Origin of the sequence: Sphingomonas yabuuchiae, from assembly GCF_001477495.1 — a bacterium.
Classification (GTDB): domain Bacteria; phylum Pseudomonadota; class Alphaproteobacteria; order Sphingomonadales; family Sphingomonadaceae; genus Sphingomonas; species Sphingomonas yabuuchiae_A.
This window is the reverse complement of record NZ_LDTF01000070.1, coordinates 19620-40028: the sequence shown is the minus strand read 5'-3', so window position 1 is coordinate 40028 and position 20409 is coordinate 19620. Positions and strand designations below refer to the sequence as shown.

18 protein-coding genes and 1 tRNA gene are annotated in these 20409 nt (G+C 66.4%); 10 read left to right on the top strand and 9 right to left on the bottom strand.

Annotated features, from left to right (window positions below; translation table 11 throughout):
* The first annotated feature begins 145 nt into the window (after positions 1–145).
* The 3 genes from NS355_RS12690 to tyrS all read left to right on the top strand — a co-directional run bounded on the left by NS355_RS12690 (position 146) and on the right by tyrS (position 2891).
* A complete protein-coding gene (locus NS355_RS12690; protein ID WP_058746056.1) occupies positions 146–1099 on the top strand; it encodes a M23 family metallopeptidase in 954 nt (317 codons plus the stop codon).
* Positions 1100–1209: 110 nt separating this feature from the next.
* On the top strand, positions 1210–1608 hold the full coding sequence (locus NS355_RS19220) for a hypothetical protein (RefSeq protein ID WP_058746052.1): 399 nt from the start codon (positions 1210–1212) through the stop codon (positions 1606–1608).
* A 56-nt stretch (positions 1609–1664) separates the two neighbouring features.
* Positions 1665–2891: a tyrosine--tRNA ligase gene (tyrS, locus tag NS355_RS12680; RefSeq protein ID WP_058746051.1), complete on the top strand. Its 1227-nt coding sequence runs from the start codon at positions 1665–1667 to the stop codon at positions 2889–2891.
* Between the two features lie 196 nt (positions 2892–3087).
* Here the strand turns inward: tyrS and NS355_RS12675 are convergent, their stop codons facing one another.
* Positions 3088–3528, bottom strand: a complete 441-nt coding sequence (locus tag NS355_RS12675) for a DMT family transporter (RefSeq protein ID WP_058746050.1) — start codon at positions 3526–3528, stop codon at positions 3088–3090.
* Between the two features lie 30 nt (positions 3529–3558).
* The gene (gene recG, locus NS355_RS12670; protein ID WP_058746049.1) at positions 3559–5613 is read right to left on the bottom strand and encodes an ATP-dependent DNA helicase RecG; all 2055 of its coding nucleotides are present in this window, start codon (positions 5611–5613) and stop codon (positions 3559–3561) included.
* An 80-nt stretch (positions 5614–5693) separates the two neighbouring features.
* Between recG and NS355_RS12665 the strand changes: the two genes are divergently transcribed.
* Together NS355_RS12665 and mfd are read left to right on the top strand one after the other, a co-directional pair.
* A complete protein-coding gene (locus NS355_RS12665) occupies positions 5694–5960 on the top strand; it encodes a succinate dehydrogenase assembly factor 2 (protein ID WP_058746048.1) in 267 nt (88 codons plus the stop codon).
* Between the two features lie 52 nt (positions 5961–6012).
* A complete protein-coding gene (gene mfd / locus NS355_RS12660) occupies positions 6013–9480 on the top strand; it encodes a transcription-repair coupling factor (protein ID WP_058746047.1) in 3468 nt (1155 codons plus the stop codon).
* Positions 9481–9495: 15 nt separating this feature from the next.
* On the opposite strand, the gene NS355_RS12655 is transcribed toward mfd, so the two are convergent.
* Both NS355_RS12655 and NS355_RS12650 read right to left on the bottom strand, forming a co-directional pair.
* Positions 9496–9927 carry a YybH family protein gene (locus NS355_RS12655; RefSeq protein WP_058746046.1) on the bottom strand — a complete coding sequence of 144 codons (432 nt, stop codon included), beginning with the start codon at positions 9925–9927 and terminating at the stop codon, positions 9496–9498.
* Positions 9915–11624: a putative bifunctional diguanylate cyclase/phosphodiesterase gene (locus NS355_RS12650; protein WP_153008212.1), complete on the bottom strand. Its 1710-nt coding sequence runs from the start codon at positions 11622–11624 to the stop codon at positions 9915–9917. The genes NS355_RS12655 and NS355_RS12650 overlap by 13 nt, the downstream gene beginning before the upstream one ends.
* 83 nt (positions 11625–11707) lie before the next feature.
* Here NS355_RS12650 and moaA point away from each other — a divergent pair, with 83 nt between their 5' ends.
* The 3 genes from moaA (at position 11708) to NS355_RS12635 (ending at position 13723) form a co-directional block, all read left to right on the top strand.
* Positions 11708–12763, top strand: coding sequence for a GTP 3',8-cyclase MoaA (moaA, locus tag NS355_RS12645; protein ID WP_430727013.1), 1056 nt, complete (start codon positions 11708–11710; stop codon positions 12761–12763).
* Positions 12760–13539 carry an NAD kinase gene (locus NS355_RS12640; RefSeq protein WP_058746045.1) on the top strand — a complete coding sequence of 260 codons (780 nt, stop codon included), beginning with the start codon at positions 12760–12762 and terminating at the stop codon, positions 13537–13539. The genes moaA and NS355_RS12640 overlap by 4 nt, the downstream gene beginning before the upstream one ends.
* A 109-nt stretch (positions 13540–13648) precedes the next feature.
* Positions 13649–13723: transfer RNA gene (locus NS355_RS12635), tRNA-Asn, on the top strand.
* A gap of 40 nt (positions 13724–13763) precedes the next feature.
* On the opposite strand, the gene NS355_RS12630 is transcribed toward NS355_RS12635, so the two are convergent.
* The 3 genes from NS355_RS12630 to NS355_RS12620 all read right to left on the bottom strand — a co-directional run bounded on the left by NS355_RS12630 (position 13764) and on the right by NS355_RS12620 (position 15756).
* Positions 13764–14912, bottom strand: coding sequence for a glutathionylspermidine synthase family protein (locus NS355_RS12630; RefSeq protein ID WP_058746044.1), 1149 nt, complete (start codon positions 14910–14912; stop codon positions 13764–13766).
* Entirely contained in the window at positions 14909–15283 is a 375-nt protein-coding gene (locus NS355_RS12625; protein ID WP_058746043.1) for a hypothetical protein, read from the bottom strand. Before NS355_RS12625 ends, NS355_RS12630 begins: the two co-directional genes overlap by 4 nt.
* A gap of 104 nt (positions 15284–15387) precedes the next feature.
* Positions 15388–15756 (bottom strand): glycine zipper 2TM domain-containing protein, encoded by a 369-nt coding sequence (locus NS355_RS12620; RefSeq protein ID WP_084787905.1) that lies wholly within the window; start codon positions 15754–15756, stop codon positions 15388–15390.
* 102 nt (positions 15757–15858) lie between these two features.
* Here NS355_RS12620 and NS355_RS12615 point away from each other — a divergent pair, with 102 nt between their 5' ends.
* Both NS355_RS12615 and NS355_RS12610 read left to right on the top strand, forming a co-directional pair.
* Positions 15859–16278 (top strand): secondary thiamine-phosphate synthase enzyme YjbQ, encoded by a 420-nt coding sequence (locus NS355_RS12615; protein WP_058746042.1) that lies wholly within the window; start codon positions 15859–15861, stop codon positions 16276–16278.
* A 125-nt stretch (positions 16279–16403) separates the two neighbouring features.
* A complete protein-coding gene (locus tag NS355_RS12610) occupies positions 16404–16985 on the top strand; it encodes a CC0125/CC1285 family lipoprotein (protein WP_052811366.1) in 582 nt (193 codons plus the stop codon).
* Between the two features lie 63 nt (positions 16986–17048).
* On the opposite strand, the gene NS355_RS12605 is transcribed toward NS355_RS12610, so the two are convergent.
* A complete protein-coding gene (locus tag NS355_RS12605) occupies positions 17049–17399 on the bottom strand; it encodes a hypothetical protein (RefSeq protein WP_058746041.1) in 351 nt (116 codons plus the stop codon).
* 251 nt (positions 17400–17650) lie between these two features.
* Complete coding sequence (gene secA / locus NS355_RS12600) at positions 17651–20395, bottom strand: preprotein translocase subunit SecA (protein ID WP_058746040.1); 2745 nt, start codon at positions 20393–20395, stop codon at positions 17651–17653.
* Between the last annotated feature and the right edge of the window lie 14 nt (positions 20396–20409).

The following is a 20409-nucleotide window of genomic DNA, read 5'->3' as shown; positions in this document are numbered from 1 at the left end:
GCGGCCTGTGGAGGCAGCGCCCGCCCCCCGCCCCGATGTGTCCCGACCGGGTTCCACCCGCCCGGCCATCCGTCGCTCGGTGCCCGTTTCGACGCGGCGACCTGCCCAGCGCCCACCGGCTGCGGCCCCCGTCGTCCAGCGACCGATCCCCCATGCGCCGCCGGCCGCGCCCATATCGTCGTTCCCCGCCCCGCGCCCGTCCTGGGAAGTGCGCCCCGTCGCGCCCGATGCGCGCGAGATCGCGGAGAGCATCTATGTCGTGAAGCCCGGCGACACGCTGCGCGCCGTGGCGGATCGCACGGGCGCCGGATCGGAGGTCATCGCCCGCGCCAATGGCCTTGCCCCGCCCTTCATGATCCGCGCGGGCCAGCGCCTGACCATTCCCGGCGGCCGCTATCATCTGGTCCGTTCGGGCGAGAGCGGCATCGCCATCGCCCGGGCCTATGGCGTCGCCTGGTCGCGCATCGTCGAGGCCAATGCGCTCAGCGAACCCTATGTCCTGCGCGCGGGGCAGCGCATCCTGATCCCCGGCACGGCCCCCGGCGCTACCTCGCTCAGCAGTGCGGCCGAGCGCGCCGCCGCCTTCAGGCTGGACGTCGACGACATCCTGACCGGCGGCGAGCCCGCGCTCGCCAGCAACCAGGAGCCGGCCAAACCCAGCGCGACGCCGCGCCGCGTGCTGCCGCCGACCGCCGTGGTCGCGGCGCCCGCGCGGCTGCGCTCCGGCTTTGCCTGGCCGGTCGACGGCCGCGTCGTGAAGCGGTTCGGCGCGGGCTCGAGCGGCGAGCGCAATGACGGCGTCAAGATCGCGGTGCCGGTCGGCACGCCGATCAAGGCGACGGCGGACGGCGTGGTCGCCTATGTGGGTGACGGTATCGCCGCGCTGGGCGGGCTGGTGATCGTCAAGCATGGCGATGGCTGGACCAGCGTCTACGGCCATGCCTCCAAGCTCATGGTCCAGCGCGGCCAGAGCGTGAAGCGTGGACAGACGCTGGCGCTGTCGGGGCAGACCGGCTTTGCCGACCGTCCCGAGCTGCATTTCGAGCTGCGCCGGGGCCGCACGCCCGTCGATCCGCTCAGCCAGTTGCCCAGGCCATGACCCGCGCCTGCTTCATGAACACCGCCTAACGGGTGGTTCAGGATTCGGAACGCCACGACCTGTCATAGGTTGAAAACGAACACGGGGCCGGTGCCCCTGGGAGTTGGCGTATGAAGAAGATGTTCCATGTTCTGGCGGCGATCGGCCTGTCCGTGACGGGCGTCGCGGCAACGACGGTCCTGCCGGTGGCGAGCGCCGAGGCGCAATCCTGGCGCGGTGACGATGGTCCCCGCTACGACCGGGACCGGCGCGATCGTCGCGACTGGCGCGAGGATCGCCGCGACTGGCGGGGTGAACGGCGCGGCTGGCGGGACGACCGGGGCTGGCGCGGCAATGACTGGCGAGCGCGCCGCGAGGCCCGTGTCGCGCGCGAATATGACCGGGCGCGCCGCACCCCCGGCTATGTCGATCCACGCTCGCAGGGCGACTACACCAATTATACGGGCCGGGGTTCGGGCTATCGCCCGTGCAACTATGTCGAGCGTAACGGACGTACGGTCTGTCGCTGATCCCCTGATGCCTTTGGGGTGACGAACGCGGATCGGCGGTGTAACGGCCAGTCATCATGGCATACACTTCCGATCTGCTTCGCACCCTGGATGAACGGGGTTACGTCCACCAGATGACCGACGGCGCCGCACTGGACCGTCTGGCCGCAGGCGGCGTGGTGCCGGGTTATATCGGCTTCGATCCGACCGCGCCCTCGCTGCATGTCGGCAGCCTGGTGCAGATCATGCTCCTCCGTCGGATGCAGCAGACGGGTCACAAGCCGATCGTGCTGATGGGCGGCGGCACCGGCAAAATCGGCGACCCCAGCTTCAAGGACGAAGCCCGCAAGCTGCTGGGCGAGGACGGGATCAAGGCCAATGTCGCCTCGATCAAGCGCATCTTCGAGCGCTTCCTGACCTTCGGCGACGGCCCGACGGACGCGGTCATGGTCGACAATGCCGACTGGCTCGACAAGCTGGAATATATTCCCTTCCTGCGCGAAGTGGGTCAGCATTTCTCGGTCAACCGGATGCTGTCGTTCGACTCGGTGAAGCTGCGCCTCGACCGCGAGCAGTCGCTCAGCTTCCTCGAATTCAACTACATGATCCTGCAAGCCTATGACTTCCGCGAGCTGGCGCAGCGTCACGGTTGCCGGTTGCAGATGGGCGGGTCGGACCAATGGGGCAATATCGTCAACGGCATCGAGCTCGCCCGCCGCATGGACGGGACCGAGGTGTTCGGCGTGACGACCCCGCTCATCACCACGGCGGATGGCGGCAAGATGGGCAAGACCATGTCCGGCGCCGTCTGGCTGCACGAGGACCAGCTGCCGCATTTCGATTACTGGCAATTCTGGCGCAACACCGACGACCGTGACGTGGGCCGCTTCCTGCGGCTATTCACCGACCTGCCGCTGGACGAGATCGCCCGGCTGGAGGCACTGGAAGGCGCAGAGATCAACGAGGCCAAGAAAATCCTCGCCAACGAAGCCACTGCCATGTGCCGTGGCCGCGCGGCGGCGGACGAAGCGGCGGAAACCGCACGGCGGACCTTCGAGGAAGGTGCGGCGGGTGCGGCATTGCCGAGCTTTGCGGTCGAGGGCGGGTCGGTTTCCATCATCGACGCGCTGATCGGGCTGGGCTTTGCCAAGTCCAAGGGGGAGGCGCGGCGGCTGATCGCGGGCGGCGGTGCGCGTGTGGATGGCGAGAAGGTGGCGGACGAGAATGCCGTCATCGCCGTGGGTGGTGAGCCGGTGAAGCTGTCGTCGGGTAAAAAGAACCACGGATTGCTCACGGCGGGTTGATGCCCTTCGACCTCACCGAGACTGAACAGAGCTTCGGACCGACGTACTTTCCATAAAGGCTGTTCCCCGGCGAAGGCCGGGGCCCAGTTTCTACCAGGTCGACGAAGCGGGATAAGGGTGCGTGGGAGGCATTTTCTCCGCCCCATCAACCGCAAAGCAACTGGACCCCGGCCTCCGCCGGGGTACGGGCTGCGCCTCACCCTCGCCGCACGACCACCGCCCCTGCAATCACCAGCGCAACACCGACGATTTTCCCGATCGTCACGGGCTCGACCCTCACCCCAAACAGCCCGAAATGGTCGACAACCAGCGCCGCCACCAATTGGCTGGCGATGGCGGCGGTCAGCGCGACTGAAATCCCCAGCCGCGGCGCGGCATAGGCCAGTACCGCGACGAACCCCGCACCGTAGAAGCCACCGAGCCATGCCCAACCCGGCGCGCCCTTCAAGGCCGCCGGACTCGTCCGGTCGATGGCCGCCCAGGCTACCGCCAACACCACCGTCCCGATCAGGAACGAAGTCAGCGCGGCCAGCACGACCGAGCCCGACGCCTTGGCGAGCGCGGCATTGGTCGGCGGCTGGATCGCCAGGCCGAGACCGGCGATCAGGACGAGGATGAGCGGAAAGACAGCAGCCATCCGCGCCCAACGCCACGAACGCCGCTTCGTTCAGCCCGAACGCAGCAGCGCCACGCCAGCATCGCGCTCAAACAGATAGAGCGCCGTCCGCGCCGCCTGCCCCCTTGGCGCCTCCAGCCCCCCGTCACGGTCGATCAGTAGCCGCGCATCGTCCTGCGCACACTGCATCAGGTCGGCCATGTTTTCGGGCGTGGCGAGCCGGAACGCCATCTCCCCCGATTGCCGCGTGCCGAGCAGTTCGCCCGCCCCGCGCAACCGCAGATCCTCCTCCGCGATCCGAAACCCGTCATTGGTCTCGCGCATTAGGGCGAGCCGCGCCCGCGACGTCTCCGACAGATGCGAGCCGCGCAGGAGCAGGCAGCGCGACAGCCCCCCGCCCCGCCCGACGCGCCCGCGCAACTGGTGGAGCTGCGCCAGGCCAAAGCGGTCGGCATGTTCGATCACGATCAGCGTGGCATTGGGCACGTCCACGCCGACCTCGATCACCGTCGTCGCAACCAGCACGCCCAAACGCCCGCCCGCGAACGCCTCCATCACCGCGTCCTTCTCGGCGGGCTTCATCTTGCCGTGAACCAGGCCGACCCGCTCGCCGAACCGGGCGCGCAGGGTTTCGGCACGCATCTCGGCGGCGGCGAGGTCGGACTTCTCGCTTTCTTCGACCAGCGGACAGACCCAGTAAGCCTGCCCACCGTCCGACAGATGACGGCCAAGCGCGTTGACCACCTCGTCCAGCCGGTCTTCGGACACCACGCGCGTCTCGATTGGCTGGCGGCCCGGCGGCATCTCGTCCAGGCGGCTGACATCCATCTCGCCATAATTGGCCAGCGTCAGCGTACGCGGGATCGGCGTCGCGGTCATGGCGAGCAGGTGCGGCGGGGCCTTGCCCTTGGCCGACAGCATCATCCGCTGTGCCACGCCGAAGCGGTGCTGCTCATCCACCACCACCAGCGCCAGGTCACGGTACGTCACGGTTTCCTGGAAGATGGCGTGGGTCCCGACCAGAATGTCGATCTCGCCCGCCGCCAGCGCCATCAGCGTGGCTTCCCGCGCCTTGCCCTTGTCGCGGCCGGTCAGCGCCGCGATCTCAATCGGAAGTCCGGCAAGCGTCTTGCGAAGCGTCTCGTAATGCTGGCGGGCGAGGATTTCGGTCGGAGCCAGCATCGCCGCCTGCGCCCCCGCCTCCACCGCGATCAGCATCGCCATCGCCGCCACCAGCGTCTTGCCTGCGCCGACGTCGCCCTGAAGCAGCCGCAGCATCGGCGCGTCCTGCGCGAGATCACCCTCGATCTCGCGCACGGTCCGGCTCTGCGCCCCGGTGAGCGTATAGGGCAGCTTGAGCATGTCACGCAGCCGCCCGTCGCCGTTCAGCGCCCGCCCGCGCCGCTTGCGGGTATCGGCCCGGACCAGCGTCATCGCCAGCTGGTTGGCGAACACCTCGTCATAGCCCAGCCGCTCCCGCGCCTTGGCATCCGCCGGATCGGCATGGATGCGCGCCAAGGCCTCGCGCCAGTCGGGCCAGCCGCGCTGCGCCTTCAGCCCCGGCTCGATCCATTCGGGCAGGTCGGGCGAGCGCTCCACCGCCTGCACCGCCAGCGCCCCCAGACGCCGCGAGGTGATCCCTTCCGACAACGGATAGATCGCCTCGCGCTCGCGAAAGCCCTCGGTGCTGTCGCCCAGATCGGGGTGCACGATCTGCAAATCCTGGCCGTACAGGTCGAGGCGGCCCGACACGATTTTCGTCTCGCCGATGGGCAGCAGCTTCTTCACCCAACCCGAATTGCCGCCGAAATAAACGAGCGCGACGCTGTTCCCGGCCGCGTCCTCCGCCCGCACCCGCGTCGGCCCGCGCGGGGAGGACGAGACGCGGTGCTCCTTCACGGTCAGCGGGATGGCGATCACCCTCCCCGCATCGGAAACCATCAGTTCGTCCCGCGCGAAACGGTCGATATGGCCGGTCGGCAAATGAAAGGCGACATCGACCACGCGCGCGATGCGCAGGCGTTCGAGCGGCTTGGCGAGGCCGGGCCCGACGCCTTTCAGCGACGTGACCTCGGCGAACAGCGGATTGAGGATATCGGGACGCATGACTAGATGGGTGCGTATAGCCTCAAGCCCCCGCACGCCGCCAGAGCGTGCGGGCGTTAATCTCGTTGGATCGGAACCCCATGGACCACGAAACCCGTATCAAGCGCCTTCGCTTTCGCGCATGGCATCGCGGCACCAAGGAAGCCGACCTGATGATCGGCGGCTTCTTCGACGCGCATCATGAAACGCTGTCGCTGGAAGAACTCGACTGGTTCGAGGCGCTGCTGGAGGAGCAGGATGTCGACATCATGGCCTGGGCGATCGGTACGCAGCCCTGTCCGCCTGAGTGGGACGGCCCGGTGATGCAGCGGATGCGCGCGCTGAATTTCGTGCCGATCGCCCGGTAACTTATTCAAGTTCAGCCGTTCACCTGCCCGACGACCCCAGCTTCGGAACCCCATGCCCGATATCAAGACGATCCTGACCGCCAAGAGCCCGCTGACCCTGTCGGGCGTTCCGGCGGGGTTCCTGCCCGTGCTGCTCGCCGATCTGGCGCGCGCCGCGACAACGCGCGCGGTCTTCATCTGCGCCGACGAAGCGCAGATGCGCGAACTGGCCTCGACCGCGACCTATTTTGCGCCCGAGCTGGAGGTGTTGCAGATCCCGGCCTGGGACTGCCTGCCCTATGACCGCGCCTCGCCCACCTTGCGCGTCATGGCGGAGCGGATCGCGGGGCTCCACCGGCTTCAGGCCAAGCCCAAGACGCCGCAACTCGTCCTGACCACCGCGAACGCCGCGACGCAGCGCGTGCTGACGCCGTTCCGCATCCGCCAGCTGGTCGCGCGTCTTGCACCGGGTGAGCGGATCGGGCTGGAAAAGCTGTCGGCGCTGCTCCAGGCGAACGGCTATGTCCGTACCGAGACGGTGCACGACCAGGGCGAATTCGCGGTGCGCGGCGGGCTGGTCGACCTGTTCCCCAGCGGCGAGGAACAGGCGCTGCGCCTCGATTTCTTCGGCGACGAGATCGAGAGTGTCCGCACTTTCGACCCCGCCGACCAGCGGACGACGGGCCGGGTCGAGGGCTTCACCCTGCTCCCCGCCTCCGAAGCGCTGCTCGACGAGGAATCGATCAAGCGCTTTCGTACCCGCTACCGCGAAACCTTCGGCGCGACGGCGACCGGGGACCCGCTGTATCAGGCGGTGTCGGAGGGGCGGCGCATGGCGGGCATGGAGCATTGGCTGCCGCTGTTCGAAGAGAAGCTGTCGACGCTGTTCGACCATCTCGGCGAGGCTGCGGTGGTGGTGCGCGACAGCGGCGTGACCGCGGCGGCAACCGCGCGATTCGAGGCGGTGGCGGATTATTATGAGAACCGCAAACGCGCCGAGGCCGCGCAGCCGGGCAGCTTCCGCCCCCTGCCCGCCAAGGCGCTCTACCTCACGGACAAGGAATGGGGCGAAGGGCTGGAGGCCGCGACCGCGCATCTCGTCTCGCCCTTCCATGAGCCGCAAAGCGCGACCGTCCTCGATTTCGAGGTCGATGGCGCGCGTGACTTCGCGCCCGAACGCGCCGTCCACGCCAATATCTATGAGGCTGTGGTCGATCATGTCGAAGGCTTGCGCAAGGAAGGCCGCAAGCCTGTCCTCGCCAGCTATTCGGTCGGCGCGCGCGAACGGCTCGGCAGCCTGCTGAAGGACCATGGGCTGAAGGGCGCCAAGGCGGCCGAGACCTGGCAGGAAGCGCTGGGCATCGCCGATACGTCGAAGAGCTTCGGCGTCGCGCTGGTCGTCCTGCCGCTCGACCATGGCTTTACCGCACCGGGCATTGCGGTGCTGACCGAACAGGACATGCTGGGCGACCGGCTGATCCGGCGGCAGAAGCGGCGTAAGTCGGCCGATGCGTTTCTGGCCGAGCTTGCGACGCTTTCGCCCGGCGATCTGGTGGTCCATTCGGACCATGGCATCGGCCGCTATGAGGGACTGACCTCGATCCCCGTCGGCAAAAGCCCGCATGACTGCGTCGCTTTGTCCTATGCGGGCGGCGACAAGCTCTATGTGCCGGTTGAGAATCTCGAAGTCCTGACCCGCTACGGCTCGGGCGAGGACGGGGCGACGCTCGACCGTCTGGGCGGCGAGGCGTGGCAGCGGCGCAAGGCGAAGATGAAGGAGCGCATCCGCGAGATCGCGGGTGAGCTGATCGCCGTCGCCGCCGAACGCGCGTTGCGCCCCGGCGAGGTGGCCGAGCCCGACAGCGCGGGCTATCCGGCATTCGTCGACCGCTTCCCTTATGAGGAAACCGACGATCAGGACCGCGCTATCGACGATGTGCTGGGCGACCTGACCGCGGGCAAGCCGATGGACCGGCTGATCGTCGGCGATGTCGGCTTCGGCAAGACCGAAGTCGCGCTCCGCGCCGCCTTCGTCGCCGCTATGGCGGGGATGCAGGTGGCGGTCGTCTGTCCGACCACGCTCCTCGCGCGACAGCATTACAACAATTTCGTCGCGCGGTTCGAGGGCTTCCCAATCAAGATCGGCCGCCTCTCCCGCTTGGTCACCGCGACCGAGGCGAAGCGGACCAAGGACGGTGCCGCGTCGGGCGATATCGACATCGTGGTCGGCACCCATGCGCTGCTCGCCAAGAATGTCGAGTTCAAGCGGCTGGGCCTCGTCATCGTGGATGAAGAACAACGGTTCGGCGTGACCCACAAGGAGCGGTTGAAGGCGCTGAAGGCCGACGTCCATATGCTGACCCTGACCGCCACGCCGATCCCGCGCACGCTGCAAATGGCGATGTCGGGGCTGCGCGAGCTGTCGGTGATCCAGACGCCGCCGGTCGATCGCCTCGCGGTGCGCACCTATGTCATGCCCTGGGACCCGGTGGTCCTTCGCGAGGCGCTGCTGCGCGAACATTATCGCGGCGGGCAGAGCTTCCTCGTCACCCCGCGCGTCGCCGACCTTCCGGATATCGAGGAATATCTGCGCAAGGAGGTGCCAGAGGTTCGCTATGTCGTCGCCCACGGCCAGATGTCGGCGACCGAGGTCGAAGAGCGCATGTCCGCTTTCTACGACCGCAAGTTCGAGGTGCTGGTGTCCACCACCATCATCGAGAGCGGCATCGACATTCCGTCCGCGAACACGATGATCGTCAACCGCGCCGACCGCTTCGGCCTGGCCCAGCTCTATCAGCTGCGCGGGCGGGTCGGCCGGTCGAAGACTCGCGCCTATGCTTATATGGTCACGCCGCCCGAGCGGATGATGACCGAGGCGGCCGAGAAGCGGTTGAAGGTGCTGTCCGACCTCGACTCGCTGGGCGCGGGCTTCCAGCTGGCCAGCCATGACCTCGACATTCGCGGCGCGGGCAACCTGCTCGGCGACGAACAGTCGGGGCATATCAAGGAGGTCGGCTACGAACTCTACCAGTCGATGCTGGAAGAGGCGATCCTGGAGGCCAAGGCGGGCGGCGCGTTCGAGAAGAAGCGCGACTTCTCGCCCCAGATCACCGTCGACGCCCCCATCCTGATCCCCGACGATTACGTCCCCGATCTGGACCTGCGCATGGGGCTGTATCGCCGTCTCAACGACCTCGAAAAGCACAGCGAAGTGGAGGAATTCGCCGCCGAGATGATCGACCGGTTCGGGCCTTTGCCGGAAGCGACCGACAATCTGATCCAGGTCATCAAGATCAAGCTGAACGCCAAGAAGGCCTGCATCGCCAAGATGGATGTCGGCCCGCGCGGTGTGCTGGTCGCCTTCCACGACAACCGCCCGCCCAATGTCGACGGGCTGTTCGCCTATGTCGAGCGGCTGGGCGAACTCGCCAAGCTGCGCCCGGACGGCAAGCTGGTGCTCAACCGCGCCTGGCCGGATGCCAAGGCGCGGCTGCACGGTGCGCTGCAATTGTCGAAGGGATTGGCGAAGGCGGCGGGGTGATCGTCCCGCCGCTGATCAACTGCTATGATCGGAGACGATCTTCCAACCATCGGCGCGGCGCTCGAAGACCAGGGTGGTCATCCCGCTCTCGGTCTTTGCGCCGCCCGACAGGTTCCAGCGGGCAAAAAGAATGCGGCGGTCGCCGATCCGCTTGAGATGGAGAAAGTCGAAGCGAAGCTGGCCGCGACTGTTCGCGCCACCGGTAAAGCTCTTGCGATAACTCTCGGCAATAGCGGGCTTTCCCTGGATCAGCTCCTTGCTGCCGACGAACACCGCATCGGGCGCATAGAGGGCCATGAAGCGGTCCAGATCGCCCGCATTCCACCCTTGCGCGCTTTCCAGCATCACCGACCGGATTGCGGTTTCGGCCGGATCGGCGACCGGGGCCGCGGCATGGACTGCCATCGGCGGCAACATAAAGGCTGCCGCGATCGTCAGGCCGCGCATTCCATTTCCTCCTCGACCATTGCCTGCAACGCCTTTTCGTCCAGCGGCGCGGCACACAGGAAACCCTGATAGGTTTCGCAGCCCAGTCGTCCGAGCAACTGGGCCTGCGCTTCCGTTTCCACCCCCTCGGCGATGATTCCCATGCCGAGTTGCGCCGCGATACGAATGATCCCGCGAACGACCACCCGGTCGCGCCGCGTTCCATCGACCTCGGTCACCAGGGCGCGGTCGATCTTGAGATAATCGATGGGCAGACTGGTGAGATAGGCCAGGCTGGAATAGCCGGTGCCGAAATCGTCGATCGCCACCCGCACGCCCTTCGCCCGCAGCGTGTCGAGCACCTGCGCGGCGCGGTCCAGTTCGCGGATCAGTCCGGTCTCGGTGATCTCGACGGTCAGCCGCGCGATCGGAAAGCCGCTGGCCGCCACGCGGTCGAGAAAGATGCGGGCGAAACCGGCCCGACCGATATCGGCGGCGGTCACGTTGATCGACAGGCGCAGGTGCGACAGCCGCGCGGGCCAGCGGGCCGCGCGTTGCAGGGCGACCTGCTGGATATGGTCGGACAGCGCCAACCCCAGATCGGCACGCTCGGCCGCAGCAAAAAGGGGGTCGGCGCCCAGCGGCCCCAGGGTCGGATGCCGCCAGCGGGCCAGCGCCTCGACACCGGTGATACGCCCGGTGCGGATGGCGACCTGCGGCTGGAAGACGATATCGATCTCGCCCCGCTCGATGGCGTGGTGGAGGTCGGCGGCCAGCACGTCCAAAGGCGCCACATCGCCGGGATGGGCGAAGCGCAGCATCGCGCCGTCACTCGCCTGCGCCTGGGCCAGTGCCTCACCCGCCCGGGCGAGCAGGCTGGCGGGATCCTCATGGGGACGCGCCTCAGACAGACCGAGCCGGACGCCCAGTCGGATCGGCACCGCGCCCGCCTGTACGGGCTGGGCCAGCAGTGTCTCGAGCGTTTCGGCAATGGTCCGAGCCTGTCGGCCATCGGCGACGCCCGCCATGACGAACTCCGCACCGCCCGACCGGGCGACGATTGCCCGGTCTCCGAATGCCTCGGCCGCGACTGCCTGCATCCGCGCCTCGACCCCGCGCAACAGCATATTGCCCGCCGGTCGGCCATGGGCGGCGTTGATCAGGTCCAGCCGCGACAGCGACACGACGATCGCGACGCAGGGCTCGCCCCGATCCAGGATATCGGCGACCCAACGATGGATTTCGCCCACTTCGCCGTCCGCATGGGTGCGGCGTCGCCGTACGTCGAGCGTCCGGCGGGCATGGCGCTCGGCCAGTCTGAGCGCCGCATGGACCATGGGTTCGCCCGCATCGGGCTCCAGAATATGGGTGGCTCCCGCCGCGAGGAACGCGTCCAGCGTATCAGGGTCCGAATCGGGCACCGATACCAGCATGGCGGCCCCCGTCGCGGCGATCACCGCCCCCAATGCCTGCGCCGCACGGAGCCCGGAATCGCCTTCACCCCGCGCATCGATCAGGGCGACGCGCGCCTCGCTGGCCAGAAAGGCGCTGACCAGCATATCGCCCGACGGATGATCGCCGTCGCGCGGCGCCATCGACCAGATCGCCCAGCCGCCACGGATGATCGCTTCGTCCAGCATCGCAGGATGACGGAACGAAAGCGCAAAGATCGCCGTTCCCCTGCGGTGGGCGTTAAAACCGAATTCATCCTGCGTCATGGGCGCACCCTATCCACCGCCACTGGGATCACCAACGGCAATCCGTCTTGTTCGCGTCCCGCCATGGGGCTACCGTCATGACAATGGGACGTGCCGATATTTCGTCCGATAACGCGGATGCCGTCGCTGTGACGGATCGGCGCCCGGCCGACGGGTCGCTGGTCGACCGGCATGGCCGAACGATCCGCTATCTGCGCATCTCGGTCACCGACCGCTGCGACCTGCGCTGTCGCTATTGCATGGCCGAGCAGATGACCTTCCTGCCCCGCGCCAAGCTGCTCAGCCTGGACGAGATCGCGATCATCGCCGAGCGGTTCATCGCGCGCGGCGTGACGCGTATCCGCCTGTCGGGCGGCGAACCGCTGGTCCGGCGCGATGTCGTCGATCTGGTCAAGCGGCTGGGCGGCCATGTCGGGCACGGCCTGGACGAACTGACCATGACCACCAACGGCACCCGGCTGGCCGATCATGCGCGGGCGCTGGTCGATGCGGGCGTGCGCCGGATCAATGTCAGCCTGGACAGCCGCGACCCCGAACGGTTTCGCCATATCACCCGGCACGGCGATGTCGGTCAGGTGATCCATGGCATCCTTTCCGCGCGCGACGCCGGGCTTGCGATCAAGATCAACATGGTCGCGCTCAAGGGGATGAACGAAGACGAAATCGCTTCGATGCTATCATGGTGCGTTTCGGAGCGATTGGACTTGTCCCTTATCGAGACGATGCCGCTGGGCGCGATCGATGAGGACCGGGTGGATCGCTTCCTGCCGCTGACCACCGTGTTCGATCGGCTGGCGGCGGAATTCCCGCTGGTCCGCGCCGGGCATCGCACGGGCGGCCCCGCCCGCTACTGGCAGGTGGAGGGCAGCGAGACCCGGCTGGGCCTGATCTCCCCCCTCACTGCGAATTTTTGCGACGGGTGCAACCGCGTGAGGCTGACGACCGAGGGCAAGCTGTATATGTGCCTGGGTCATGAGGATCAGGTGGATTTAAAGGCCGCGCTGCGGAACGGGGGCATCGAGGCGCTGGATACGGCGATCGATCTGGGGCTGGCGGCCAAGCCCGCCCGGCATGACTTCCGTATCGAGGCGGGATCGGCCCCGGCCGTGTCGCGCCATATGAGCGTGACCGGCGGATGACCCTCCCCGTCCGGCGGGCGCTCGTCGCCTCGCCCACCGCGCCCGCCCAGACCGCGGCCGCCGACCTGCTGCAAAGCGCCGACTGGGTCGATTTCGACGAGGCGGATTATGTCATCGCGCTGGGCGGTGACGGCTTCATGCTCCAGACGCTGCACCGCATGCTGGAGCGGCGGCGCGGGGCCGTGCCGGTGTTCGGCATGAACCTGGGCACGGTCGGCTTCCTGATGAACGAATGGCGCGGTTATGGACTGGAGGACCGGCTGGCCCGTGCCAAGCCGTTCCGGGTCACCCCGCTGAAGATGACCGCCACCGGCATCGATGGTCGCGTCCATACCCTGCCCGCGATCAACGAGGTCTCGCTACTGCGCGAAACCCGCCAGACCGCCAAGTTGGAAGTCATGGTCAACGAACGCATCGTCCTGCCCGAACTGGCGTGCGACGGCATCTTGGCCGCCACGCCGGCCGGATCGACCGCCTATAATTTCTCGGCCCAGGGGCCCATCCTGCCGCTCGGCTCGGCGTTGATCGCGCTGACCCCGATCAGCCCCTTCCGCCCCCGGCGCTGGCGCGGCGCGATCCTGCCCGACAAGGCGCGCATCTCGATCAAGGTCCTCGACCCCGGCAAGCGCCCGGTGTCGGCCGTCGCCGACCAGCGCGAGGTGCGCGACGTGGCGCAGGTCGATATCTGCATGGACCGTTCGCGCGAACTGACGCTGATGTTCGACCCCGAACATGCGCTCGACGACCGCATCACGATGGAACAGTTTGTGTCCTGACGATCACGTTATCCACAGCTTTGGCGGCCCGACTTACGCAAAACCGTCAAAAAAGGGGTTGCGGGTTTTTTCGAGCCCTTTATAGGACCCCTCCACAGCGCCGGAACATTCCCTGATAGCTCAGCGGTAGAGCTCTCGACTGTTAATCGAGCGGCCGTAGGTTCGAATCCTACTCAGGGAGCCACCGGCGCTGTCTTCCCCCAGACAGCGCCAGTCATGACGGATCAGCCGTCGATCACATGCGGTATGAACCGCGCGGTGTTCGAGGTGATCAGGCCGTCTTCGCGGATACTCATCCCCACAGGTGCACCGTCCACCACCCAGCTGCCCAGAACGGGGAAACATCCCGGCGCCGCCTCCGGCAGCCGGTATAGCGACTGGTAGATATAGCCCTCCTCGCCATAGTCCCCTGCCGTCTCGGCAACGATGCTGCCCGCCTTGCGGATCGAGACGTTTGCGCCCTCGCGCGACAATAACGGCTTGGCCACCGCATCGCCGCTCGGCACCGAGAAGCTGGCGGGCAACAAATTGGGGTGACCGGGGAACAAGTCCCACAATACCGGCAGGATCGCCTTGTTCGACCAGATCATCTTCCAGATCGGCTCGATCCAGGTCAGGTCGCCGCGCTCCAGGTTGTCGAGGAGCGGCCCGGCAAACTCTTCATGGACCAGCCATTCCCACGGATAGAGCTTGAACAGCGCCTCTATCCGCAGGTCCACCTCGTCGACGAAGCAATGCGTGTCGTGGTTCCAGCCGATCCGGTCCATCAGGATGGGGATGGTGGTGATACCGGCCGCTTCGGCGGTGTCGCGCAGATAGGCGGCGGTGACGGCGTCCTCGCCCGCCGGGTCCTCGACATGGGCGACATGCAGCGTGGCGGGCAATGCGGGCGCGATTTCGGCCCAGCGCGCGACCAGCGCCTCGTGCAGGCTGTTATACTGGTCGAGGGCGGGGAAACATTCCTCCTTCCACGCCCATTGCACGACGGCCGCCTCCAAGAGCGAAGTGGGCGTGTCGCAATTGAACTCAAACAGCTTCGGCGCGCCCGAACCGTCATAGCCCAGGTCGAACCGCCCGAAATTCAGCGCGGGCGGCTCGGCCTCCCAGGCTTCGCGGATCGGGTCGTGAAAGACGGGCGGGATGGCAAAGCGGTTCAAAAGCGCAGGGTCGCTGACCACCGCCTCCCCCGCCGCCAGGAACAACCGGTAGAGTTCGCCCGTCGCCGCTTCGATCGTATCGATCTGGGCGTGGGTGAAGCGATAGCAGGCGCTTTCGTCCCAATAGGGCCGCTCGCGCCCCTCATGCCAGATGAGGCCCAGGGCCTCGACCTTGGCCTGCCAGTTGGCTCGCGGCGTCAGGGTCTGGCGGATCATGCGTGGATGCTGCCGAAGCGGCGCGCCGAACTGCCGAAGCCGCCACGGCTGACGGCGGCGGACCGGGTCATCGCGCTGCCGGGCGGGGCATAGGCATAGCGGGCACCGGTCGCGGCGCGGAAACTGCCGCCGGTCGCGCGTTCACCGAACCAGGGAATGGCGCGGCCGCGCCCGAGAAAATACCAGAAGGCCCCACCGCCCCCGACACGATGCTGGCGACAGCGATCGTCGGGCAGGCGCACACCCTGCGCATCGGTGCAGATCGCGGTGTCGCGATCGGTCGTCCAATTGTCATCGGCTTTGGCGCGATTACAGCCGCTTGCTAGCAACGCCGCCGCCATCGCGGTGGTCAGTTTCAAATCAAATGCCATATGGGCCCTCCCGCGCGCATCATGATGCAGGAGCGCTGTCCTTGGCCAGAAAAATGAAAGGGTGCCGGTGCCCCTCTTCACCGACGCCCTTTCTCTTGCCGATCTTAGCGGCAGCGGACCTTGCCACGATCGATCGAACGGCCGAGCAGCGCACCGCCGCCCGCGCCCAGCAGCGTGCCCAGCGTACCGCCGCCGATCACATTGCCCAGCACGCCGCCGCCGAGCGCGCCGACCACCAGGCCGGTGGTGCCGTCATTGCGCTTGCAATAGGTGCGACCGTCACGGCCACGGAAGACCTGATCGTCGCGGTTCAGGCGGCGCTCCCGGTAATTGCCGCGACGATAATCGCGCGAGGCGTCCCAATCGTCACGATCGCCATGCCAGCGATAGTCACGATCCTGGGCGACGGCGGGCGTCGCGGCGATAGGGGCGGCAACGGTAACGACGGCCAGAGCGGCGAGCAGGGCTTTCACGGCAGGTCTCCTTATCCTCAAGCGGGCACAACGCGCTTGCCGCGAACCTGTTCAATTCCACCGCGACTGGCACCGACGGGACCTGTCATGCATTGAGGAGCGATGCGCCAAGCCACCACCATCATCACCGTCGACACCCATGGCCAGGGCCTGACCGAGATCACCCGGCCCGTCGCCGCCTGGGTCCGCGAACAGGGCATGGACGAAGGGCTGCTGACCCTGTTCTGTCGGCACACCTCTGCCTCGCTCATCATCCAGGAAAATGCTGCGCCCGAGGTGAAGACCGACATACTCGATTATTTCGCGCGCATCGCGCCGGAGGATGCCCGCGCCTATGCCCATGACGACGAGGGACCGGACGACATGCCTGCGCATCTGCGGAGCATCCTGACCGGTGTTCACCTGTCCGTTCCGCTGATCGGCGGGCGGCTGATGCTGGGGACATGGCAGGGCATTTATCTGTTCGAACATCGCCGCGCCCCGCATCGGCGACACATTGCAATCCATATGGCGGGCATGTGACGCACTATTCATCGCGGGAGCCAAACCGTTCATCGACCGTTCTGCCGGGATAGGTTAGACCGGCGCCAGCTACAGGGCTGTTGCCGCCCGGCCTGGTCGAGCGGCAAGGAAAGGAAGAAGTGTCCATGCAATTCGGTCGGAAGATCGCGCTCGCGCTGCTCGGCGCCAGCACCTTGATGGTCGCAGGATGCGCGACCGAAACCACCTATCGCCCGGCGACGGGTTCGGGCTTCTACCGCACCGGCTATTCGGACCAGCAGCTGGAGCCGGGTCGCTTCATCGTCAGCTTCGCGGGCAACACCGTGACGTCGCGCGACACGGTCGAGCGCTATCTGCTCTACCGCGCGGCCGAACTGACGCTGGCCAATGGCTATGACTATTTCGTGATGGCCGACCGCGACACCCAGCTGCGCTCGCGCACCTATTCGACGCCGGGCGCTTTCGGGCCGGGCTTCGGCGGCTGGGGTGGCGGCTGGTGGGGTCCGTCGTGGCGCTATTACGGCCGCGGCTTCGGCTGGCGCAGCTGGGACCCGTTCTGGGGTGATCCCTTCTTCGGCAACAACATGGATATCAACACCATCGACCGCTACGAAGCGACGGCCGAGGTCGTAATGCGCAAGGGGCCGATCCCGCGCGACAATCTGCGCGCCTTCGACGCCCGCGCGATCGTCTCGACGATCGGGCCGACGGTGGTGATGCCGAAGTAATTCGGCCGGATTATCGGATCATGGGGCGGCGACCTTTCGGGGTGGCCGCCCTTTTCTTTTGGGTCAGGGCTTATCACCGCGCACGCGGCGGGCGTTGACCATGCCGCGCAATGCTTCGGTGTGGACCTGCAGTTCGTACTCTTCGGAAAGCGAAAGTCCATCCTGCGCAAAGCGCTCGCCCAACTGACCGATCGCGGCATCCTCCCGTTTGAAGGATCGGGCCTCGGCGCGCGATATGTCGCCACTGCGCAGTCCCTCGCGGATCGCGCGACGGATGTCGCGTCGGTCGGCCACGACGCTCGTCTGATTTGGCATGGCGAGAATATCGGCCGGTGGCCCGGCGCTGACGAACTGCGCCGGCGCGGCGACGGGTAACGCGACTAGGATGACAGCCGAAATCGCATAGCGTTTCATGATTGATCCTCCCTCACGATGGAGGATCACGCCGCCTCGATGAACGGGACCTGTCTGTTCTGGATATCCTCCCCGGTATGGGCAGGGGGACCATGCAAAACATGGTGATGGGGCTTGCCACGACGGACATCCAGTGAGGAAGCTCCCCTCCGTCAGGCCTTCGGCCTGCCACCTTCCCTTGCAGGGAAGGAATAAAAAAAGGGCGGCGAGCCTGAGCCCGCCGCCCTCTAATGCTACCGATCGGAAACCGATCAGGCCGTCACCGCTCCGTGGCAATGCTTGTATTTCAGGCCCGAGCCGCAGGGGCACGGCGCGTTGCGGTTGACGCGGCCTTCCCACTGCGAAGGGTCGGTGCCGAGGTCCATGCCCTCGGGCTGCGGGATCTGCATGGGCGGCATCTGCGGCTGGAGCAGCCCGCGCGCGGCGGCGTCCCAATCGTTCGTATTGTCCTCGCCGGTGAACGGATCGAAGTGCGAGGTGATGAAGTCCGGCAGCTCGGGAAGCTCCGGCGGCGCCTGCAACTGGAACTGGGCATAGGCGATAGTGCGCGTCACATCCTCGCGGATATTGTCGAGCATCCGCTGGAACAGCGAAAACGCCTCGTGCTTATATTCGTTGATCGGCGTCTTCTGGGCATAGGCGCGCAGGTGGACGACCTGGCGCAGCGCGTCGAGCGTCGCCAGATGCTCCTTCCAGTGATGGTCCAGATTCTGGAGCAGGATCGACTTCTCGACGCTGGTCCAGGTGTCGGGCTCCAGTTCCCTGGCCTTGGCCTCGACCATAGCATCGGCCTCGGCGGAGACGCGCTCCAGGACGATCTCGGGGTCGATCGCTTCCTCGGTCATCCAGTCGTCGATCGGCGGCTCGAGGTTCAGCAGGTCCTTGAGCTGCTGCTTCATGCCCGCGACATCCCATTGCTCGGGATAGCTGTTGGGCGGGCAGGCGGTGCCGACGATCGCGTTGACCGTCTCGGCGCGCATGTCGGCGACGACCTCGCCCACCGTCTCGGCATCCATGATGTCGGCACGCTGTTCGTAGATGACCTTGCGCTGGTCGTTCATCACGTCATCATATTCGACGACCTGCTTGCGGATGTCGTAGTTGCGCGCCTCGACCTTCTTCTGCGCGGTCTCGATTGCCTTGGACAGCCACTTGCTACCGATCGCCTCGCCATCCTCGATATTGCTGCGCATCATCTTGGCGAACAGCGTGTCGGGGCCGAAAATACGGAGCAGATCGTCGTCGAGGCTGAGGTAGAAGCGCGACAGGCCCGGATCGCCCTGACGGCCCGAACGGCCACGCAGCTGGTTGTCGATGCGGCGGCTTTCGTGGCGCTCGGTGCCCAGCACGAACAGACCGCCCGCTTCCAGCACCTTCTGCTTTTCCGCGACGATCTCGGTCCGGATGCGGGCGGCCGCCTCCTCATATTCGGGCGTACCCTCGACCAGATCAGGATGCTCGTCGAGCATCCGGAATTCCAGGTTGCCGCCCAGCTGAATGTCGGTGCCGCGACCCGCCATGTTGGTCGCGATGGTGACGGCGCCCAGACGGCCCGCCTGCGCGACGATATGCGCCTCCATCTCGTGATAGCGGGCGTTCAACACCTTGTGAGGAACGTTTTCCTGCACAAGAAACTCGCTGAGCAGTTCCGACTTCTCGATCGACACGGTGCCGACCAGCACGGGCTGACCCTTGGCGGCATGGTCGCGGATCTTCTTGGCGATCGCCAGGAACTTGTCCTGGGTGTTCTTGTAGAACTCGTCCTCCTCGTCGACGCGCGCGATCGGCACGTTGGTCGGGATGGTGACGACGTTGATCTTGTAGATGTCGTAGAACTCGCCCGCTTCGGTCGCGGCGGTGCCGGTCATGCCCGAAATCTTCGGGTACATGCGGAAGTAGTTCTGGAAGGTGATCGAGGCCATGGTCTGGTTCTCGGGCTCGATATTGACGCCCTCCTTCGCCTCGACCGCCTGGTGCAGGCCCTCCGACCAGCGACGCCCGTCCATCATGCGGCCGGTGAACTCGTCGATGATGACGACCTTGCCGTCCTTCACGATATAGTCGGTGTCGCGCTTGAACATCATGTTCGCGCGCAGCGCCTGGTTCAGGTGGTGGACGACCTGGGTATTCTCGAAGTCGTAGAGGTTTTCGCCCTGGAGCAGCCCCGCCGCCTCCAGCAGGCGCTCGGCGCGCTCGGTGCCGTCCTCGGTCAGGATGATCGACTTCTGCTTCTCGTCCTTCTCGTAATCGTCGGCGGTCAGCTGCTTCACGATCGCGTCGACGCCGATATACAGCTCCGACTTGTCGTCGGTCGGGCCGGAGATGATCAGCGGCGTGCGCGCCTCGTCGATCAGGATCGAGTCGACCTCGTCGACGATCGCATAGTTGAAGGGGCGCTGCACCATCGACGAGCGCTCATACTTCATATTGTCGCGTAGGTAGTCGAAGCCGAACTCGTTGTTCGTGCCATAGGTGATGTCGGCGTCATAGGCCGCCCGACGCTGCGCATCGTCCAGATTGGGAATGATGGTGCCGGTGGTCAGGCCCAGGAAGTTGTAGACCCGGCCCATGGTCGCGGCGTCGCGGCTGGCCAGATAGTCGTTCACGGTCACGACATGCACGCCCTTGCCGGGCAACGCGTTCAGATAGGTGGCGAGCGTCGCGACCAGCGTCTTGCCCTCACCCGTGCGCATCTCGGCGATCTCGCCGCGATGGAGCACGATGCCGCCGATCATCTGCACGTCATAGTGGCGCTGGCCGAGCACACGGCGCGCGGCTTCGCGCACGGTGGCGAAGGCTTCGGGCAGCAGGCTGTCGAGCGTCGCGCCGTTGTCGAGCTGTTCGCGGAACTTCACCGTCTGCGCGGCGAGCTGCGCGTCGGTCATCGCCTCCATCTCGGGCTCGAACGCGGCGATCTTGGCGACGGTCGGCTTGAGCGACTTGACGTAACGGTCGTTGGACGAACCGAACAGGGACTTGGCGAGGCCGCCGAACATAAGCGATTTCCTGA